This window comes from Streptomyces sp. OZ13 (genome assembly GCF_052068155.1).
Lineage (GTDB): Bacteria > Actinomycetota > Actinomycetes > Streptomycetales > Streptomycetaceae > Streptomyces.
Genome location: NZ_JBQHCZ010000010.1, coordinates 44,990 through 61,171, shown reverse-complemented (window position 1 = coordinate 61,171; position 16,182 = coordinate 44,990). Strand labels below are relative to the sequence as shown.

Sequence of the window (16,182 nt, the reverse complement as noted above, 5' to 3'; positions counted from 1 at the left end):
CTCTGTCGTCATCGACAGGCCCCGGAGTCCGTGCCCGAAGAGGCAGGAGGACCCGGTGGCCACCGCAGCCGAAGCAGACGCCATGCGTCGGGCGATCACGCTCGCCGCCCGCGGACTCGGCTCCACCAGCCCCAACCCGGTCGTCGGGTGCGTCATCACCGACGCCTCCGGACACGTGGTCGGCGAAGGCTTCCACCAGCGCGCCGGCGGACCGCACGCCGAGATCCACGCCCTGCGCGCCGCCGGGGTCCTCGCCCGCGGCGGCACCGCGTACGTCACCCTCGAGCCCTGCAACCACACCGGTCGCACCGGCCCCTGTGCGCAGGCGCTCGCCGAGGCCGGCGTCGCCCGCGTCGTCTACGCGGTCGCCGATCCGAACCCGGAGGCCACCGGAGGCGCCGAGACCCTGAGTGCGGCCGGCATCGAGGTCGAACAGGGACTCCTCGCCGACGAGGCGGCCGCGGGCAACGCCGGCTGGCTCACCTCCGTACGCCTCGGCCGCCCCCACGTCACCTGGAAGTACGCGGCCACACTCGACGGCCGCGTCGCCGCCGCCGACGGCACCAGCCGCTGGATCAGCTCCCCCGAGTCCCGCGCCGACGTCCACCGGCTGCGCGCCGAGGCCGACGCCGTCCTCGTCGGCTCAGGCACCGCCCGCGCCGACGACCCCCACCTCGCCGTCCGCGGCATCGCGGGCGCCACCCAGCCGCTGCGTGTCGTGATCGACACCGAGGCGGTCGCCGTGAAGCCCGGGGCACGGGTCCTCGACGACGCCGCGCCCACCGCCGTCGCGGTGGCCGAGGACGTCCTGCCCGACGCGACCGCGCATCTCGGCGAGGTCTGGCGGCTGCCCCGCGCGTCCGGCAGCGGCCTGGACATCGCCGCACTGCTGGCCACGCTCCACGCGCGCGGCGTGCGGTCCGTGCTCCTCGAAGGCGGCCCGACGCTCGCCGGCGCCTTCGTCGCCGCCGGAGCCGTCGACCGTGTCATCGGCTATCTCGCCCCCGTCCTCCTCGGTGCGGGCCCCGCGGCCCTCGCCGGCGCAGGAATCACCACCATCACCGACGCGTTGCGGCTCGATGTCACAGAGACCGTCCGTATCGGAACCGACCTGCGCGTCACCGCCACCGTCCCCAAGGGAGCTTGAGTGTTCACCGGAATCGTCGAAGAGCTGGGCGAGGTCACCGCCGTCGAGGACCTCGGCGACGCGTCCCGCTTCCGTCTGCGCGGCCCGATCGTCACCGAGGACGCGAAGCACGGCGACTCCATCGCCGTCAACGGCGTCTGCCTGACCGTCGTCGAGACCGGCGACGGGGAGTTCACCGCCGACGTGATGGCCGAGACGCTGAAGCGCTCCAGCCTCGGTGTGCTCCGGGCCGGTTCCCGCGTCAACCTCGAGCGGCCCACCGCGGTCGGCGCCCGGCTCGGCGGCCACATCGTCCAGGGCCACGTCGACGGCACCGGCACCGTCATCGGGCGCACACCGTCCGAGAACTGGGAGATCGTCAAGATCTCGCTGCCCTCCGGTCTCGCTCGATACGTTGTCGAGAAGGGCTCGATCACGGTTGACGGTGTGAGCCTTACCGTGGTCGACGCGGGCACCGACCACTTCACGATCAGCCTCATCCCCACCACCCTCGCCCTGACCACGCTCGGGATCAAGCAGCCCGGCGACCCGGTCAACCTCGAGGTGGACGTCATCGCCAAGTACGTCGAGCGGCTGCTCGGCACACAGGCCGAGGAGAGTGCCGAGTGAGCGCCATTGACTGGCTGAACGGCGAGGCCTTCACGGCCTTCGGACAGCACATCAAGTGGTCGGACATGATCGGCAACACGATCGGGCTGATCGCCCTCGCCCTCGGCTGGCGGCGCTCGATATGGACCTGGCCCGCCCAGTTCCTCTCCGGTGTCATCCTCTTCGCCGCCTTCGCCACGTCCCACCTCACCGGCAGCGCCGGCAAGCAGATCGTGGTCATGGCCGTGGCCGCATGGGGCTACTGGCAGTGGACCCGCGGCCGGCAGCAGGCGCAGGACGGGTCGATCGCCGTCCGGTTCGCGACCTGGCGCGAGCGGGCCTACCTGTTCGGCGGCGCGGTGCTCGGCACCGCCGCCGTCGGCGGACTGTTCACCCTGTACCCGTCCCTGTCGTGGGACCCGTGGCCCGACGCGTACATCTTCGTCGGGACCCTCGTGGCGATGATCGCCCAGGCCCGCGGCATGGTCGAGTTCTGGTTCGCCTGGCTCCTCGTCGACCTGGTCGGCGTCCCGCTCAACTTCGCCAACGGCTTCGCCTTCTCCGGCTTCGTCTACGTCCTCTACGGCGCGCTCGTCCTGTGGGGCCTGCGTGACTGGTGGCTGCGCTCGCGGACGAGCGGCCGGCCCGCACTGGAAGGAGCGGCAGCATGACCGCGCGCCCGTCACCCACCACCACCCTGCCCGAGGCCCTTCGGGCCGCCCCCACGACTCGAACCTGGTTCGCCGCCGACAGCATCGAGGACCTCTCCCTCGACCCGGTCGAGCAGGCCGTCCGCGACATCGCCGCGGGCCGCCCCGTCGTGGTCGTCGACGACGAGGACCGCGAGAACGAGGGCGACCTCGTCATCGCCGCGGAGAAGGCCACGCCCGAGGTCGTCGCCTTCATGATGAGCGAGTGCCGCGGCCTGATCTGCGCCCCCATGGAGGGCGACGAGCTGGAGCGGCTCGACCTGCCCCAGATGGTCGGCGACAACACCGAGTCGATGCAGACCGCCTTCACCGTCTCCGTCGACGCGGGCCCCGCCTACGGGGTGACCACCGGTATCTCCGCCGCCGACCGCGCCATGACCCTCCAGCTGCTGGCCGGCGGCGAGGCCGGACCCGCCGACTTCGTACGCCCGGGGCACGTCTTCCCGCTGCGCGCCAAGCCCGGCGGCGTCCTCACCCGCCCGGGCCACACGGAGGCCGCCGTGGACCTCGCCCGGCTCGCGGGCCTGCGCCCCGCCGGCGCGATCGTCGAGATCGCCGGCGAGGACGGCGTGATGCTGCGGCTGCCCGAGCTCGTGCCGTTCGCCCGCAAGCACGGCCTGACGATCATCTCCATCGAGGACCTGATCGCCTACCGCCGCAGCGAGGAGCCCACCGTCAAGCGCGAGGCGGAGGTCCATCTGCCCACCGCTGCCGGTGAGTTCACCGCGTACGGCTACCGCTCCACCGTCGACGGCGTCGAGCACGTCGCCTTGGTGCACGGCGACATCGGCGACGGCGAGGACGTCCTCGTGCGCGTCCACTCCGAATGCCTCACCGGCGACATCTTCCACTCGCTGCGCTGCGACTGCGGTCCCCAGCTCAACGCCTCCATGGAGAGCATCACGCGGGCCGGGCGGGGTGTCGTCGTCTATCTGCGCGGGCACGAGGGCCGTGGCATCGGGCTGCTGTCCAAGCTGCGCGCGTACGAACTCCAGGAGCGGGGGAGGGACACCCTCGACGCCAACCTCGAGCTCGGCCTGCCCGCCGACGCCCGCGACTACGCGGCGGGCGCCCAGATCCTCGCCGACCTCGGCGTGCGCAGCGTGCGGCTGATGACCAACAACCCGGACAAGTCGACCGCGCTCGTCAGGTACGGGATCACCGTCCTCGGACGCGAACCGATGCCCGTCCAGGCGGGCGAGCACAACCTGACGTACCTGCGCACCAAGCGCGACCGGATGGGCCACGACCTGCCATGGCTGGACGCGGCCCCGGCGACGACGTGCGGCAACCAGTAGAACCCGTCATCAGCACAACCGCGTACAGCAGAACCGCGTGAGGCGAGACACCGCGCGCGGCCGGTAGAACTTCGCAACAAGTGAGAATCGCGCCACCAGCAGGACTGTCCGACCGGCAGGACTGCGCAACGGCGGTGAAGAACGGCTAGGGAGAAACATGAGCGGCAAGGGTGCGCCCGAACTGTCCGTCCGCAACTGCGGAGACCTGCGCGTCGCGGTGATCGCGGCCCAGTGGCACGAGAAGGTCATGGACGGTCTCGTCGACGGCGCGCTGCGCGCACTGCACGAGCTCGGCATCGACGAGCCGACGCTGCTGCGCGTCCCGGGCAGCTTCGAGCTGCCCGTGGTGGCGAAGGTGCTCGCGGGCCGCGGCTACGACGCGATCGTCGCCCTCGGCGTCGTCATCCGCGGCGGCACGCCGCACTTCGAGTACGTGTGCCAGGGCGTCACCCAGGGCCTGACCCAGGTCTCCATCGACACCGGCGTCCCCGTCGGCTTCGGCGTGCTGACCTGTGACACCGAGGAGCAGGCCCTCGACCGGGCAGGTCTCGAGGGCTCGAACGAGGACAAGGGGCACGAGGCGGTCACGGCGGCGGTCGCCACCGCGACCATCCTGCGTTCAGTATCCGAACCCTGGCGCTGAGCAGCGGCCGCTTCCGCGTAGTCTGGGACCACCATGTCCAATAAGACGTTCGAGGAGCTCTTCGCCGAGCTCCAGCAGAAGGCCGCCGAGGGCGACCCCGCCACCTCCCGCACCGCCGAGCTGGTCGGCAAGGGCGTCCATGCCATCGGCAAGAAGGTCGTCGAGGAGGCCGCCGAGGTGTGGATGGCCGCCGAGTACGAGGGCAAGGAAGCCGCCGCGGAGGAGATCTCGCAACTGCTGTACCACGTCCAGGTGATGATGGTCGCGCGCGGAATCTCCCTCGACGACGTCTACGCCCACCTCTGAGCCAGCCCACCCCTCCGCACGTACACATCACGCGAACAAAGGAAGCCCGTCTCATGCTGCGCATCGCCGTCCCCAACAAGGGTTCACTGTCCGGACCTGCGTCGGCGATGCTCCATGAGGCCGGCTACCAGCAGCGCAAGGAGTCCAAGGAGCTCGTCCTCGTCGACCCCGACAACGAGGTCGAGTTCTTCTACCTGCGTCCGCGTGACATCGCGATCTACGTCAGCTCCGGCAAGCTCGACATCGGCATCACCGGCCGTGACCTGCTGCTCGACTCCGGCGCCGACGCCGAGGAGATCCTCCAGCTCGGCTTCGCCCGGTCCACCTTCCGCTACGCCACCAAGCCGGGCACCGCGGGCGGTGTCGAGGACTTCGGCGGCATGACGATCGCCACCTCCTACGAGGGCATCGTCGCCGCGCACCTCGCGGAAAGCGGCATCGACGCCTCGGTGGTCCACCTCGACGGCGCCGTCGAGACCGCCATCGAGCTCGGTGTCGCCCAGGTCATCGCCGATGTCGTCGAGACCGGCACGAGCCTGCGCAACGCGGGGCTCGAGGTCATCGGCAAGCCGATCATGACCTCGGAGGCCGTCGTCATCCGCCGCACCGGCGCGGACGGCGAGGACCCGAAGGTGCAGCAGTTCCTGCGCCGCCTCCAGGGCGTCCTGGTCGCCCGCAGCTACGTGATGATGGACTACGACTGCCGGGTCGAGCACCTGGAGCAGGCCGTCGCCCTCACCCCCGGCCTCGAGTCCCCGACGATCTCCCCGCTGCACCACGAGGGCTGGGTCGCCGTCCGCTCCATGGTCGCGGCCAAGGAGGCCCAGCGGATCATGGACGACCTGTACGCGCTCGGCGCGCGGGCCATCCTCACCACGGCCATCCACGCCTGCCGCCTCTGAGAGACCGACGACACACCATGTCCGCACCTGCTCCGGCGCCTCGGCCGCCCGCGCTCCCGGTCACCTTCCGGCCGACCCGTACCCGGATCGTCCTGCTGACCGTGGGCGTGGCCATGTTCGCCGCCGTCACCACCGTCACCCTGCTCCTCGACAAGCTCAGCCCGCCCGAGCAGGTCAGCTTCATCTTCACGGCCCTGCTCTTCCTCGGGGTCCTCGCCCTGCTGAGCCGGCCGAAGGTCGTCGCCGACGACGACGGTGTCACCGTCGTCAACCTCACCCGTACGCGACGGCTGGCGTGGGCGGAGATCCTGCGGGTGAATCTGCGCGCCGGCGACCCGTGGGTCTTCCTCGACCTCAGCGACGGCACCAGCCTGCCGGTGCTGGGCATCCAGCCCGGTATCGCCAGGGCCCGCGCCGTCGAGGACGCCCGCGCCCTGCGTGCCCTCGCCGAGACCCGCGGGACCCGGCCGGAGCAACCCGGCGACACCCGGCCGGACCAACACTGAGCGCTGGGACCGACATTTGGGGCAGCGACCCTGCCCTCCACAGCCCCGGCTTGACTACTCTGGTGGCGGTGGCGCCGAGTGCGCCCCGCCCCGCATCGCACGGCCCGTGGGCCGGCGGGGCCACCCTGCGACCCGAGGAGTGACTCCCTCCAGCAATGGACGGATCGTCCGGTAGTACCTGCGCCGCCCCCTCTCCGGAGGCGGCGGCATGATCGTCCCGCTTCTGCTGCTCGCCGCAGCATTCCTTCTCATCCTGGCCAACGGCTTCTTCGTGGCCGCCGAGTTCGGACTCGTCACCGTGGAACGCCCGGACGCCGAACGCGCGGCGGCCGAGGGCGACCGCCGGGCCCGCCGCGTCGTCGGCGCGCTGCGCGAGCTGTCCTTCCAGCTCTCCGGCACCCAGCTCGGCATCACCATCACCTCCCTCGTCGTCGGTATGCTCGCCCAGCCCGCGCTCGCCGCGCTGCTCGGCGGCCCCCTGACCGCGACCGGGCTGCCCGAAGGCGCAGTGCCGGGCGTGGCGGTGGTCGTCGGCATGCTGCTGGCGTCCGCCGTCCAGATGGTGATCGGCGAACTGGTCCCCAAGAACTGGGCGGTGTCCAGGCCGCTCCAGGTGGCCAGGTTCGTGGCAGGCCCGCAGACCGCCTTCTCGTCGGCCTTCCGCCCCGTCATCACCCTGCTGAACGCCGCCGCCAACCGCCTGGTACGGCTGGCGGGCGTGGAGCCGGCCGAGGAACTGGCCTCCGCGCGCACCCCGGTCGAGCTCATGTCGCTGGCCCGCCATTCGGCGCGGGCCGGCACGCTGGAGCAGGACACCGCGGACCTGTTCGTACGCACCCTGTCGCTCGGCCACCTCACGGCGCAGCATGTGATGACCCCGCGGGTGAAGGTGAGCGCTCTCCAGTCCGACGCCACCGCGGCGGACGTCCTCAACCTCACCCGGGCCACGGGCCTTTCACGCTTCCCCGTCTACCGGGAGCGCATCGACGAGATCGTGGGCATGGTGCACCTCAAGGACGCCCTCGCCGTGCGCGCGGAGGAACGCCGGCGGGTCGGCGTCGAGCGGATCGCCGTCGTCCCGCTGATGGTGCCGGAGACCCTCCCGGTGCAGCAGCTGCTCGAACAGCTGCGCAGCGGGCAGCCCATAGCCGTCGTCGTCGACGAATACGGCGGCACGGCCGGTGTCGTCACCCTCGAGGACATCATCGAGGAACTGGTCGGCGAGGTCAGGGACGAGCACGATTCCGACTCGGACGCCCGTCCGGAGCTGGCGCCAGTGGCCCCGGAGGACGGACGGCCCGCGTGGGAGGCCGACGGCAGCTGCCGAGTGCTGACGCTCCGGCGGATAGGCCTCGAGGTGCCCGACGGTCCGTACGAGACCCTCGCCGGCCTCGTCGCCGACCTGCTGGGCCGCATCCCCGCCCCCGGCGACCGCGCGGAACTCCCCGGCTGGCGGCTGTCCGTGCGCCAGGTCGACCGGTACCGTGCGGAGCGGGTCCGTCTGGTCCGCACCGCCGACGCGGTCACGCAGGCGGAAGCCATGACGGGGGCCACCCGGTGAGCGCTCTCCAACTGCTGTTCGCCCTGCTCCTCGTCGTGGCCAACGGGTTCTTCGTCGGCGCCGAGTTCGCCCTGGTGTCCGTACGCCGCAGCCAGATCGAGCCGCTCGCCGCCGCCGGCTCCTCTCGGGCCCGGAGGGTCCTGCACGGGCTGGAGAACCTGCCGCAGATGATGGCCGCCGCCCAGTTCGGCATCACCGTCTGCTCCCTCACCCTCGGCGCCGTCGCGGAACCGACCGTCGCCCGCCTGCTGGAGCCCGTCTTCCATGCGGCACATGTCCCCGAGGGGATCATCCATCCGCTCGGCTACGCGATCGCCCTGGCCGTCGTGGTGTTCCTGCACCTCGTCGTCGGCGAGATGCTGCCGAAGAACCTCGCCATGGCGGCGCCCGAGCGCACCGCCCTGTGGCTCAGCCCCGGCCTGGTCGGCTTCGCCCGTCTCTGCCGCCCCGTCACCACCGCGCTGGGAGCCTGCTCCCGGCTGGTGCTGCGGGCCTTCCGGGTCGAGCCCAGGGACGAGGTCGAGGCCGTCTTCACCAGCGTGCAGCTGGGCCGGCTCGTCGAGGACGCGGGCCAGGCCGGACTGCTGGCCCCCGCGGAGCAGGAACGCCTCGAGGACGCCCTCGAGCTCGGCAGCCGCCCGGTCACCGACGTGTTGATCCCGCGCGCGGCGCTGGTCACGGTCGCGCCCTCGGTCACCCCCCGGCGACTGGAAGAGCTGACCGTCCGCACCGGATACTCGCGCTTTCCCGTCTGCGCGGACGGCGAGAGCCCGTTCATGGGGTATCTGCACGTCAAGGACGTCCTCGACCTCGAGGACGGGGAGCGTGCCGTACCCCAGCACGTCTGGCGGCCGATGGCGACCCTGCGCGCCGAACTGCCGCTCGACGACGCGCTCACCGTCATGCGCCGTGCGGCCACCCATCTCGCGCAGGTCGCCGACGCGTCCGGACGGGTCCTGGGACTGGTCGCGATGGAGGACGTACTGGAAATGCTCGTCGGCGAGGTACGCGACCCTTCCCACCGGGTCGCGCCCGGCACTCCCCGGCCGGCCTCCGCCCCCGCGGTGACGACCGCGCCCGCGCCCGCCGTCACCGACGCGCGGGACAGCGACGCCGGAGCGCTCGTGAAGGGCTGAGCGGCGTACGCATCACCCGAAGGGAGGCTCCTGCGGGCCGCGGCCGGCCGGACCGCGGCCCGACAGGACCTCCCCGTACGCCTGCATCAGATCGGGCAGCCGCAGCGTCGACAGGTCCTCGCGGGTCGGCGGACCGGGACAGCCGGACAGCCGCAGATCGCGGTACGCACAGCTCTTCTCGTACAGCGTGCGCAGGAAGCGGCCGTTGCCCAGCTCGTCGATCCAGCCCTGGTCGACCACATGGCCGCTGATCGAGCGGAGCTCGTCGCGCGCCTCCTCGTCCCACACGTCGCCGTTGTCGGCGGCCAGCACCCCGCCGATCGCGGTCAGTTCCAGCGGCCGGTACGACGGGAAGTCGACGCGGGTGGTGAAACGGGACGACAGCCCGGGGTTGGCGGCGAGGAGCCGGTCCATGCCCTCCGGATAGCCGGCCAGTATGACGACGAGGTGATCGCGGTTGTCCTCGGCGCGCTTGAGCAGCACCTGAAGGGCCTCGTCGCCGTAGGCGTCGCCCTTGCTGTAGCCGGAGTTGGACAGGCTGTACGCCTCGTCTACGAAGAGCACGCCACCCAGCGCCGAGTCGATCAGCTCGTTGGCCTTCACCGCCGTCTGGCCGAGGAACTCCCCGACCAGATCGGACCGTTGGGCCTCCACCAGATGGTCGCCGCCCAGCAGGCCGAGGGCGTAGAAGACCCGGCCGAGGATCCTGGCGACCGTCGTCTTGCCCGTCCCCGACGGGCCGGAGAATACGAAGTGCCGCTTCGGCGGCTGTACGGGCAGCCCCTGCACGGCCCGCAGCCTGGCCATCTCCAGCTGCGCCGACAGCGCCTTCACCTGCCGCTTCACCGGTTCCAGCCCCACCATGCGCTCCAGCTCCGCCAGCGCCTGCGCGAGCAGAGCCGGGTCGGTGGGCCCGGCAGGGAACCGCGGGGGAGAGGACGGCGACGACGTGGCCGACCTGCGGCGCGGGCCGTCGGCCGGCACGACCGGAGCGGGTCCCGGCACGGTGACACCGGTGTCGCCGCCGAAGCGAGGCTCGGGGCCCTGGGCCGTCTCGCCCTCGGCCTGGACGTCCGCCGTGTCACCGCCGTATCCGGCCAGGGAGACGGCGGCCAGACCGACCGAGTCGTCGTACACGTCGATCCCGTCGTACTCGGCGATGGCCGCCAGGCGGGCCGCGGTGTCCATGAAGGCCGGATCGATGCGGTGCACGGCGCGGTACAGGGGCAGTGCCGCCGCGCTGCGGCCGGTGCCCTCGTGCGCCCGCGCCAGCCAGTACCGAAGCTCCTTGCGCTGCGGCTGCTCGCTGCGGCAGCGCATCAGGGCCGCGGACAGCAGCGGCTCCGCCTGCCCGTACATTTCCAGCCGCACTCGGGCCATGCCGCCGAACAGCCCGGCCTCGATGCCCAGCAGCGGGTCGTCGACCAGCGGCTCCGTATGGCGTACGAGCTGCTCCCAGTCCTTGACGAGATAGGCCCGGCAGGCGTGCAGAAACCGCACCTGAGGGTCGGTGTCCACCGGCGGCAGCGCGGCGAGCGCCCGGTCGAGCTCGGGCACATGGCGGCCGTCGAGCCAGTGGGAGGCGTGCGCGAGCAGCAGATCACGTCCGCTCTCCAGCACCGGCTGCACCCACCAGCCCAGCCAGTACCAGGAGTTGAGGGTGCGGCGGTGGCGTGCCCGCTGCTCGCCGAAGCGGTCGCGGCTGCGGTACATGTGGAGCAGCGCCGTCGAGGTGTCCACCCGCAGGGCGTGCAGCCCCAGCCAGGCGTCGGCCATCCCCGGGTCCAGCCGGACGGCCGTGCGGAACTCCTCCTCGGCCTGCGGGTACGCGCCCATGGTGCAGGCGTCCACGCCACGCACCCAGGCCAGGTCCGCCGGCGGCCGTGACCCTTGCGTGCCGATGTCCATAGGGTCCCCCCACTCCCCCCTACAAACCGTGCACCAGTGTTGTCGCGCCGGGCGGAGGCCCACGACCGCTGCCGGAACAGCCATGCCACGAGGGGGAGTTGGGCGCCCGCTGTGGCGTGGCAGCCGTCAAAGGCTTCCAGTCGTGCATCGTACCCGCGCACGGGGCGGCGATTAAGAGCGCCACAACGACCCGGTGACGGCGCGGAGATGGTGACCCAGGGTGAGCGACAGTGGCTCGCAAGGGGGAAAGGAGAAGGAAAACGGGCAGAACGAAGCCCCCGATCACGGGGGAACAACCGGGGGCTTCGCGTCTGCGACGGCTTCGAAAAGCCGCACATTGAGAACGTAAGACCTGTACGCCCCGTCGGTCAAGCAGAGTTGAGGCACTCTTGAGACGTAATCCCGACACCTCAGAATGCCGGGGGAAGGCCATTACTGGGAGTGATCGATTGGTGCGAACCTGCATTCCCGGCGGGCACCTGGAGCCACTCGTAACCCTTCGGGCACTCGCGTATCAGGGCATCGGCGAACGGTGCCGAAGGATCGGACAAGAAATGGCGCATCTCCGCCGCTGTCCATCCGTCCCAGAAGCCCGAGAGCGCCGCACCGTCACGCGCTCTGCCGCGTGCCCAGGACTCCTCGGCGCCCCGGTCCATCCACAGCAGCGCCGCGAGATACGGCCGCAGCGCCCGCCGCCCCGCCCCGACGCCCTCCACCAGGACCACGGGCGCCGCGGGCAGCACGCGCGGCGCGAGGAAGCGCCGGAGGTTCCAGTCGTACGGGTGATAGGCCGCGTCCAGGCCGTGCGCCAGGGGCTCGATCACCTGGCTCAGCATCCGTCCCGTCCAGTCGAACAGCTCCTCGTGGGTGGCCAGATCGTCGAGGTGCAGTACGGGCACGTCCGCGCCGAGCGCGTCGGCCAGCCGGCCGGCGAACGTGCTCTTGCCCGAGCCCGCGTGACCGTCCACCGCGACCAGGCGCACGGGGCCGCAGGAGGGCGGCAAGGCGCGCAGCCCGGCGGCCCGGCGTTCGAGGTCGTTCATGGGGCCACCCTAAGAGGCGCTCGTCCGGCGCGGCAGTCCGGTACGGTGCGGCGCCCCAGGTCACCCCGCTGACCCCGACGGCGGAACCGCCGGTGGACCAGACCAATATTGCTTCCGCGACGCGAGGCGAATCCCTGGCAGAAGCGAGGCGCGAACCGCGATAGTGGCCCCACTGTCGTGCTCCTGACTTGGGGGTCCCATGGCCAGACCTACTTCGCGCAGAGACGTTCTGGGTGCCGCCATCGCGGTAGCCGCCACCGCAGGAACGCTGTCCGTCGCGGCCGGCCGGGCAGTCGCCGCGAGCGGTGCGGCCGCCGTCGCCGCGGCACCTGCCAGGCGCACGCAGCCGCTCGTCGACAACCGCTTCTGGTCCTCCTACACGGACTGGCGCTGCGGCGACCGCGCCGGCACCAAGGCCGTCGCCGGCCGCCGCCCGGGCGTGGTGATCGCCCAGCCCGCCGGCACCACCGACTACACCGACCCGCACACCGGCACGACCGCCACCTGGGAGTACGCGACCTGGACCTCGCCGGTGCACCGCTCACGCGTGCCCGCCACGGAAGCCATCGCCTCCTGGAACGCGGACACCCCCGCCGGGACATGGCTCCAGGTGGAGCTGAGCGGCGAGTACTCGGACGGCGCCGCGACGCCCTGGTTCGTGATGGGCCGCTGGGCGGCCGGCGACCAGGACATCCGCCGGACCTCGGTGGACGACCAGGGCGACGGCAGGGCGAGCATCTGGACGGACACCTTCTCCGTCGACGACGCCGCGAGCGGGCTGCGCCTCGACTCGTACCGGCTTCGGCTCACGCTCTACCGCCGGCCGGGGACCTCCCTCACGCCCACCGTGTGGCGGCTGGGCGCGATGACCTCCGACATCCCGGACCGCTTCGGCGTGCCGGCCTCGGAGCCGGGCCTCGCCCGCGAGCTGATCGTGCCGAGGTACTCCCAGAACACGCATGTGGGCCAGTACCCGGAGTACGACAACGGCGGCGAGGCATGGTGCAGCCCCACGTCGTCGCAGATGATCATCGAGTACTGGGGACGCAGGCCCACCGCCGACGATCTGGCGTGGGTCGACCCCGCGTTCGCCGATCCGCAGGTCTGCCACGCGGCCCGCTTCACCTTCGACCACCAGTATGAAGGCTGCGGCAACTGGCCCTTCAACGCCGCCTATGCCGCGACCTACCGCGACATGAGCGCCGTCGTCACCCGGCTGAACTCGCTGACCGATCTGGAGACGCTGATCGCCGCCGGCATCCCGGCCATAACGTCCCAGTCGTTCCTGAAGGAGGAGCTGACGGGGGCCGGCTACGGCACCGCGGGGCACCTCATGACGGTGATCGGCTTCACCGCCGACGGTGACGTGATCGCCAACGACCCGGCGTCGCCGAGCAACGAGGCGGTGCGCCGTGTCTACCGCCGTGCCGAGTGGGAGAAGATCTGGCTCCGTACGAAGCGCTACAACGCGAGCGGGAAAGTGGTCTCCGGCACAGGAGGCGTCTGTTACCTGTACTGGCCCGCGCACCCCACGGCCGCCCAGCAAGCGGCTCTGGCGGCCGTCGGCGTCCACTGACGCACCGCGAGCCCCCGGCGGCAGTGACGAACGTCTCTACCCCGGGGGCCGCTGCCGCTGGCACTGTTGTGTGGCCAGGATCTTCCGCCCGATCCGGACGAAAGATCCCCAGGGGGAGCCACCCGCCGGACGACCGAACGAGACGCACCATGACCTCGAACGCAGCAACCGCCGACCGCACTCTGCCGACGACCCGCACCGGCGGCCCGGACGACGGACCCGACTTCCTCGAGCACGTCCTCGGCTGGACGCTCGTCGTGGTCCTGGCCATGCTCATCACCCAGGTCGGCCTGCTCTAGTCCCCGGTCTCCCGCCCGCGACGCCCCACCTCCCGGGAAGCGCCCCGCGGGCTGCGGCTTTCTCCCCGGCAGACTCGTGACGCCCGCGTTCCGATCGGGCATACTCAGGCGCGCCACAAGCCGCCATGCAGCCTCTTTCGTGATCCGGAAGGGCACCATCGGCCTGGCAGAACAACCGGCGGCGCGCCCACACCCTTTGCGCGTGACCGCCGCAGCGCCCGACAGGGAGGAGAGCGCCGCCATGCCCGACCGCGCCCCGCAGCCGGTGGACCGTCAGCTGCCCACCGAAGAGGCCAGGGATCTGATCACCCTGGTCCGCGACATCGTCCAGCGGGAGATCGCCCCCCGCGCGGCCGAGGAGGAGGACGCCGGGCACTTCCCGCGCGAGGTCTTCTCGCTGCTGTCCGAATCAGGACTGCTCGGCCTTCCCTACGACTCCGAGTTCGGCGGCGGGGACCAGCCGTACGAGGTCTATCTCCAGGTCCTCGAGGAGCTCGCGGCGGCCCGCCTCACCGTCGGCCTCGGCGTGAGCGTCCATTCCCTGTCCTGTCACGCGCTGGCGGGATACGGCACCAAGGAGCAGCAGGGCGAGCACCTGCCCGCGATGCTCGGCGGCGGTCTGCTCGGCGCCTACTGCCTCTCCGAGCCCGCATCCGGTTCCGATGCCGCGTCGCTGCGGACCAAGGCCGTCCGGGACGGTGACGACTGGGTCATCACCGGGACGAAGGCCTGGATCACCCACGGCGGCGTCGCCGACTTCTACACGGTCCTCGCCCGCACCGGGGTGGAAGGCCCGCGGGGCATCACCGCGTTCCTGGTGCCGGGCGACGCGCCGGGGCTGAACCCCGCGGTGCCGGAGAAGAAGATGGGCATGAAGGGATCACCCACCGCCCAGCTCCACTTCGACGGCGTCCGGATCCCCGACTCGCGCCGTATCGGTGAGGAGGGCCAGGGCTTCGCCATCGCGCTGTCCGCCCTCGACTCGGGCCGGCTCGGCATCGCCGCCTGTGCCATCGGCGTCGCGCAGGCCGCGCTGGACGAGGCGCTCGACTACGCCACCGGACGCAAGCAGTTCGGACGTCCCATCGCCGACTTCCAGGGCCTGCGCTTCATGCTCGCGGACATGGCCACCCGGATCGAGGCGGGGCGCGCGCTCTACCTCGCCGCTGCCCGGCTCAGGGACGCGGGACAGCCTTTCTCCCGGCAGGCCGCCATGGCGAAGCTGTTCTGCACGGACGCGGCGATGAGCGTCACCACCGACGCCGTCCAGGTCCTCGGCGGCTACGGCTACACGCAGGACTTCCCGGTGGAGCGCTTCATGCGCGAGGCCAAGGTGCTGCAGATCGTCGAGGGGACCAACCAGATCCAGCGGATGGTCATCGCCCGCCATCTGGCCGGCCCTGAGACGCGCTGACCCGCGCGCTCTGCACCGGCGGCGCCGCGAGTCTCGCCCACTCGGGGTCGCGGCGCCCCGGCAGCGTTCTGCCCCGGCTAGCCCACAGTTGGAGAAGCTCACGGTAGATGGGCGGATCGGCCGGGTGCGGAACCGATTCTTCACGAACGGGCACGACGAGGCGCCGACGGCCTTGCGTGGTCGGGGGATGCAGGCTCATGCCCGGCCAACGCGCCACGCGCGGAAGCGGTTACCGGCGGGACTATTCGAGCGCCAGTGCAGGGGCTACACGGTCGCCGACCGCGGCGCGAGGCGCTGCGCGGTCACGTTCCCGCGGCACCGGAAGCACCCGACGCCCGGGGACACGTCTTCGGTCGTGATCGTCGGCGCGCCGGGAGCGCGTGCGGCGCCCCGGCACACGTCTGCGGTCGTGTTCGTCGGCGGGAGCGCGTGCGGCCTCGGTACACGTCTGCGGTCGTGTCCACCGACGCCGGGAGCGCGTGCGGCGCCCCCTTGGCACGTCTGCGGGTCGCACTCGCGGTCCGGGGAGCGCGTCGGGCTCCCCGGGGCACGTCCTTCAGGCGGCCCGCCGCATCGGCGGCACCTTCAGCGGCCGCGAGCCCGGGCCGCCGACGTGCGAGAACGGCTGGGTGCGCCAGTCCAGGCCCTGCGGCAGCGTCAGCAGGAGCGCGGTGTCCTGCTCCTGGACCTCCAGCGACTCGTCGGCGGGACGGGCGAGGGAGGCGTCCCGGCCGGTGCCCGAGCAGACCGTCAGACCGAACGGGTTCCACGGGGTGGGGCACAGCGCGTGCTCGGGCAGGACGTCCTCGTCCGCCAGCAGCGCGATCGGCTGAGCGCAGTCCGGGCAGATCACCCGGTACATCTCGAAGGTGTCGTACGCGTCCAGGACGTCCGTCTCCGCCGGCTCGGCCGGATCAACAGGCTCCGGTTCGGTACGTCCGGACTTGGAAGACACAGTCTTGACACTCTGCATGGAGAATCTCCCCCTTGGATGGGCCGACCAGGCATGTGCGGCCTCGACCACAGCAAGCAATGCCCACCGTGCAGGTCGGGTAACCGTGGGGTCACGGCGCATCGGCCGGGCAAACCTGTGGCGTTGGTCACATGGAGGCCTCTGGCGCCCGTCCGGACGCTTCGGGACTGTG

Annotated in this window: 16 protein-coding genes; 13 read left to right on the top strand and 3 right to left on the bottom strand. The window is 71.7% G+C overall.

Annotated elements, in window-relative coordinates:
* The first annotated feature begins 55 nt into the window (after positions 1 to 55).
* The 10 genes from ribD (at position 56) to ACTMTU_RS22135 (ending at position 8,797) form a co-directional block, all read left to right on the top strand.
* A complete protein-coding gene (gene ribD, locus ACTMTU_RS22180) occupies positions 56 to 1,147 on the top strand; it encodes a bifunctional diaminohydroxyphosphoribosylaminopyrimidine deaminase/5-amino-6-(5-phosphoribosylamino)uracil reductase RibD (RefSeq protein WP_441265253.1) in 1,092 nt (363 codons plus the stop codon).
* On the top strand, positions 1,148 to 1,756 hold the full coding sequence (locus tag ACTMTU_RS22175; protein ID WP_441265252.1) for a riboflavin synthase: 609 nt from the start codon (positions 1,148 to 1,150) through the stop codon (positions 1,754 to 1,756).
* 5 nt (positions 1,757 to 1,761) lie between these two features.
* The gene (locus tag ACTMTU_RS22170; RefSeq protein WP_441265414.1) at positions 1,762 to 2,406 is read left to right on the top strand and encodes a nicotinamide mononucleotide transporter family protein; all 645 of its coding nucleotides are present in this window, start codon (positions 1,762 to 1,764) and stop codon (positions 2,404 to 2,406) included.
* Positions 2,403 to 3,743, top strand: coding sequence for a bifunctional 3,4-dihydroxy-2-butanone-4-phosphate synthase/GTP cyclohydrolase II (locus tag ACTMTU_RS22165; protein WP_441265251.1), 1,341 nt, complete (start codon positions 2,403 to 2,405; stop codon positions 3,741 to 3,743). The genes ACTMTU_RS22170 and ACTMTU_RS22165 overlap by 4 nt, the downstream gene beginning before the upstream one ends.
* 157 nt (positions 3,744 to 3,900) lie before the next feature.
* Complete coding sequence (ribH, locus tag ACTMTU_RS22160) at positions 3,901 to 4,386, top strand: 6,7-dimethyl-8-ribityllumazine synthase (RefSeq protein WP_159693905.1); 486 nt, start codon at positions 3,901 to 3,903, stop codon at positions 4,384 to 4,386.
* 33 nt (positions 4,387 to 4,419) lie between these two features.
* Complete coding sequence (locus ACTMTU_RS22155; RefSeq protein WP_005319995.1) at positions 4,420 to 4,692, top strand: phosphoribosyl-ATP diphosphatase; 273 nt, start codon at positions 4,420 to 4,422, stop codon at positions 4,690 to 4,692.
* Between the two features lie 53 nt (positions 4,693 to 4,745).
* Positions 4,746 to 5,594: an ATP phosphoribosyltransferase gene (hisG, locus tag ACTMTU_RS22150; RefSeq protein ID WP_441265250.1), complete on the top strand. Its 849-nt coding sequence runs from the start codon at positions 4,746 to 4,748 to the stop codon at positions 5,592 to 5,594.
* Positions 5,595 to 5,611: 17 nt separating this feature from the next.
* Complete coding sequence (locus tag ACTMTU_RS22145) at positions 5,612 to 6,100, top strand: PH domain-containing protein (protein WP_441265249.1); 489 nt, start codon at positions 5,612 to 5,614, stop codon at positions 6,098 to 6,100.
* 208 nt (positions 6,101 to 6,308) lie between these two features.
* Complete coding sequence (locus tag ACTMTU_RS22140; protein ID WP_441265248.1) at positions 6,309 to 7,661, top strand: hemolysin family protein; 1,353 nt, start codon at positions 6,309 to 6,311, stop codon at positions 7,659 to 7,661.
* Positions 7,658 to 8,797 carry a hemolysin family protein gene (locus tag ACTMTU_RS22135; protein ID WP_441265247.1) on the top strand — a complete coding sequence of 380 codons (1,140 nt, stop codon included), beginning with the start codon at positions 7,658 to 7,660 and terminating at the stop codon, positions 8,795 to 8,797. Before ACTMTU_RS22140 ends, ACTMTU_RS22135 begins: the two co-directional genes overlap by 4 nt.
* Before the next feature lie 12 nt (positions 8,798 to 8,809).
* Here the strand turns inward: ACTMTU_RS22135 and ACTMTU_RS22130 are convergent, their stop codons facing one another.
* Both ACTMTU_RS22130 and ACTMTU_RS22125 read right to left on the bottom strand, forming a co-directional pair.
* Entirely contained in the window at positions 8,810 to 10,705 is a 1,896-nt protein-coding gene (locus ACTMTU_RS22130; RefSeq protein WP_441265246.1) for an AAA family ATPase, read from the bottom strand.
* A gap of 410 nt (positions 10,706 to 11,115) precedes the next feature.
* Positions 11,116 to 11,748: a uridine kinase family protein gene (locus ACTMTU_RS22125; protein WP_441265245.1), complete on the bottom strand. Its 633-nt coding sequence runs from the start codon at positions 11,746 to 11,748 to the stop codon at positions 11,116 to 11,118.
* Positions 11,749 to 11,947: 199 nt separating this feature from the next.
* On the opposite strand from ACTMTU_RS22125, the gene ACTMTU_RS22120 reads away from it, so the two are divergent.
* The 3 genes from ACTMTU_RS22120 (at position 11,948) to ACTMTU_RS22110 (ending at position 15,037) form a co-directional block, all read left to right on the top strand.
* Positions 11,948 to 13,324: a peptidase C39 family protein gene (locus tag ACTMTU_RS22120; protein WP_441265244.1), complete on the top strand. Its 1,377-nt coding sequence runs from the start codon at positions 11,948 to 11,950 to the stop codon at positions 13,322 to 13,324.
* A 149-nt stretch (positions 13,325 to 13,473) separates the two neighbouring features.
* Positions 13,474 to 13,623 carry an SCO1431 family membrane protein gene (locus ACTMTU_RS22115; protein WP_159693922.1) on the top strand — a complete coding sequence of 50 codons (150 nt, stop codon included), beginning with the start codon at positions 13,474 to 13,476 and terminating at the stop codon, positions 13,621 to 13,623.
* Between the two features lie 241 nt (positions 13,624 to 13,864).
* Positions 13,865 to 15,037, top strand: a complete 1,173-nt coding sequence (locus ACTMTU_RS22110) for an acyl-CoA dehydrogenase family protein (RefSeq protein WP_441265413.1) — start codon at positions 13,865 to 13,867, stop codon at positions 15,035 to 15,037.
* Positions 15,038 to 15,593: 556 nt separating this feature from the next.
* Here the strand turns inward: ACTMTU_RS22110 and ACTMTU_RS22105 are convergent.
* Positions 15,594 to 16,010, bottom strand: coding sequence for a hypothetical protein (locus ACTMTU_RS22105; protein WP_441265243.1), 417 nt, complete (start codon positions 16,008 to 16,010; stop codon positions 15,594 to 15,596).
* Positions 16,011 to 16,182 lie beyond the last annotated feature (172 nt).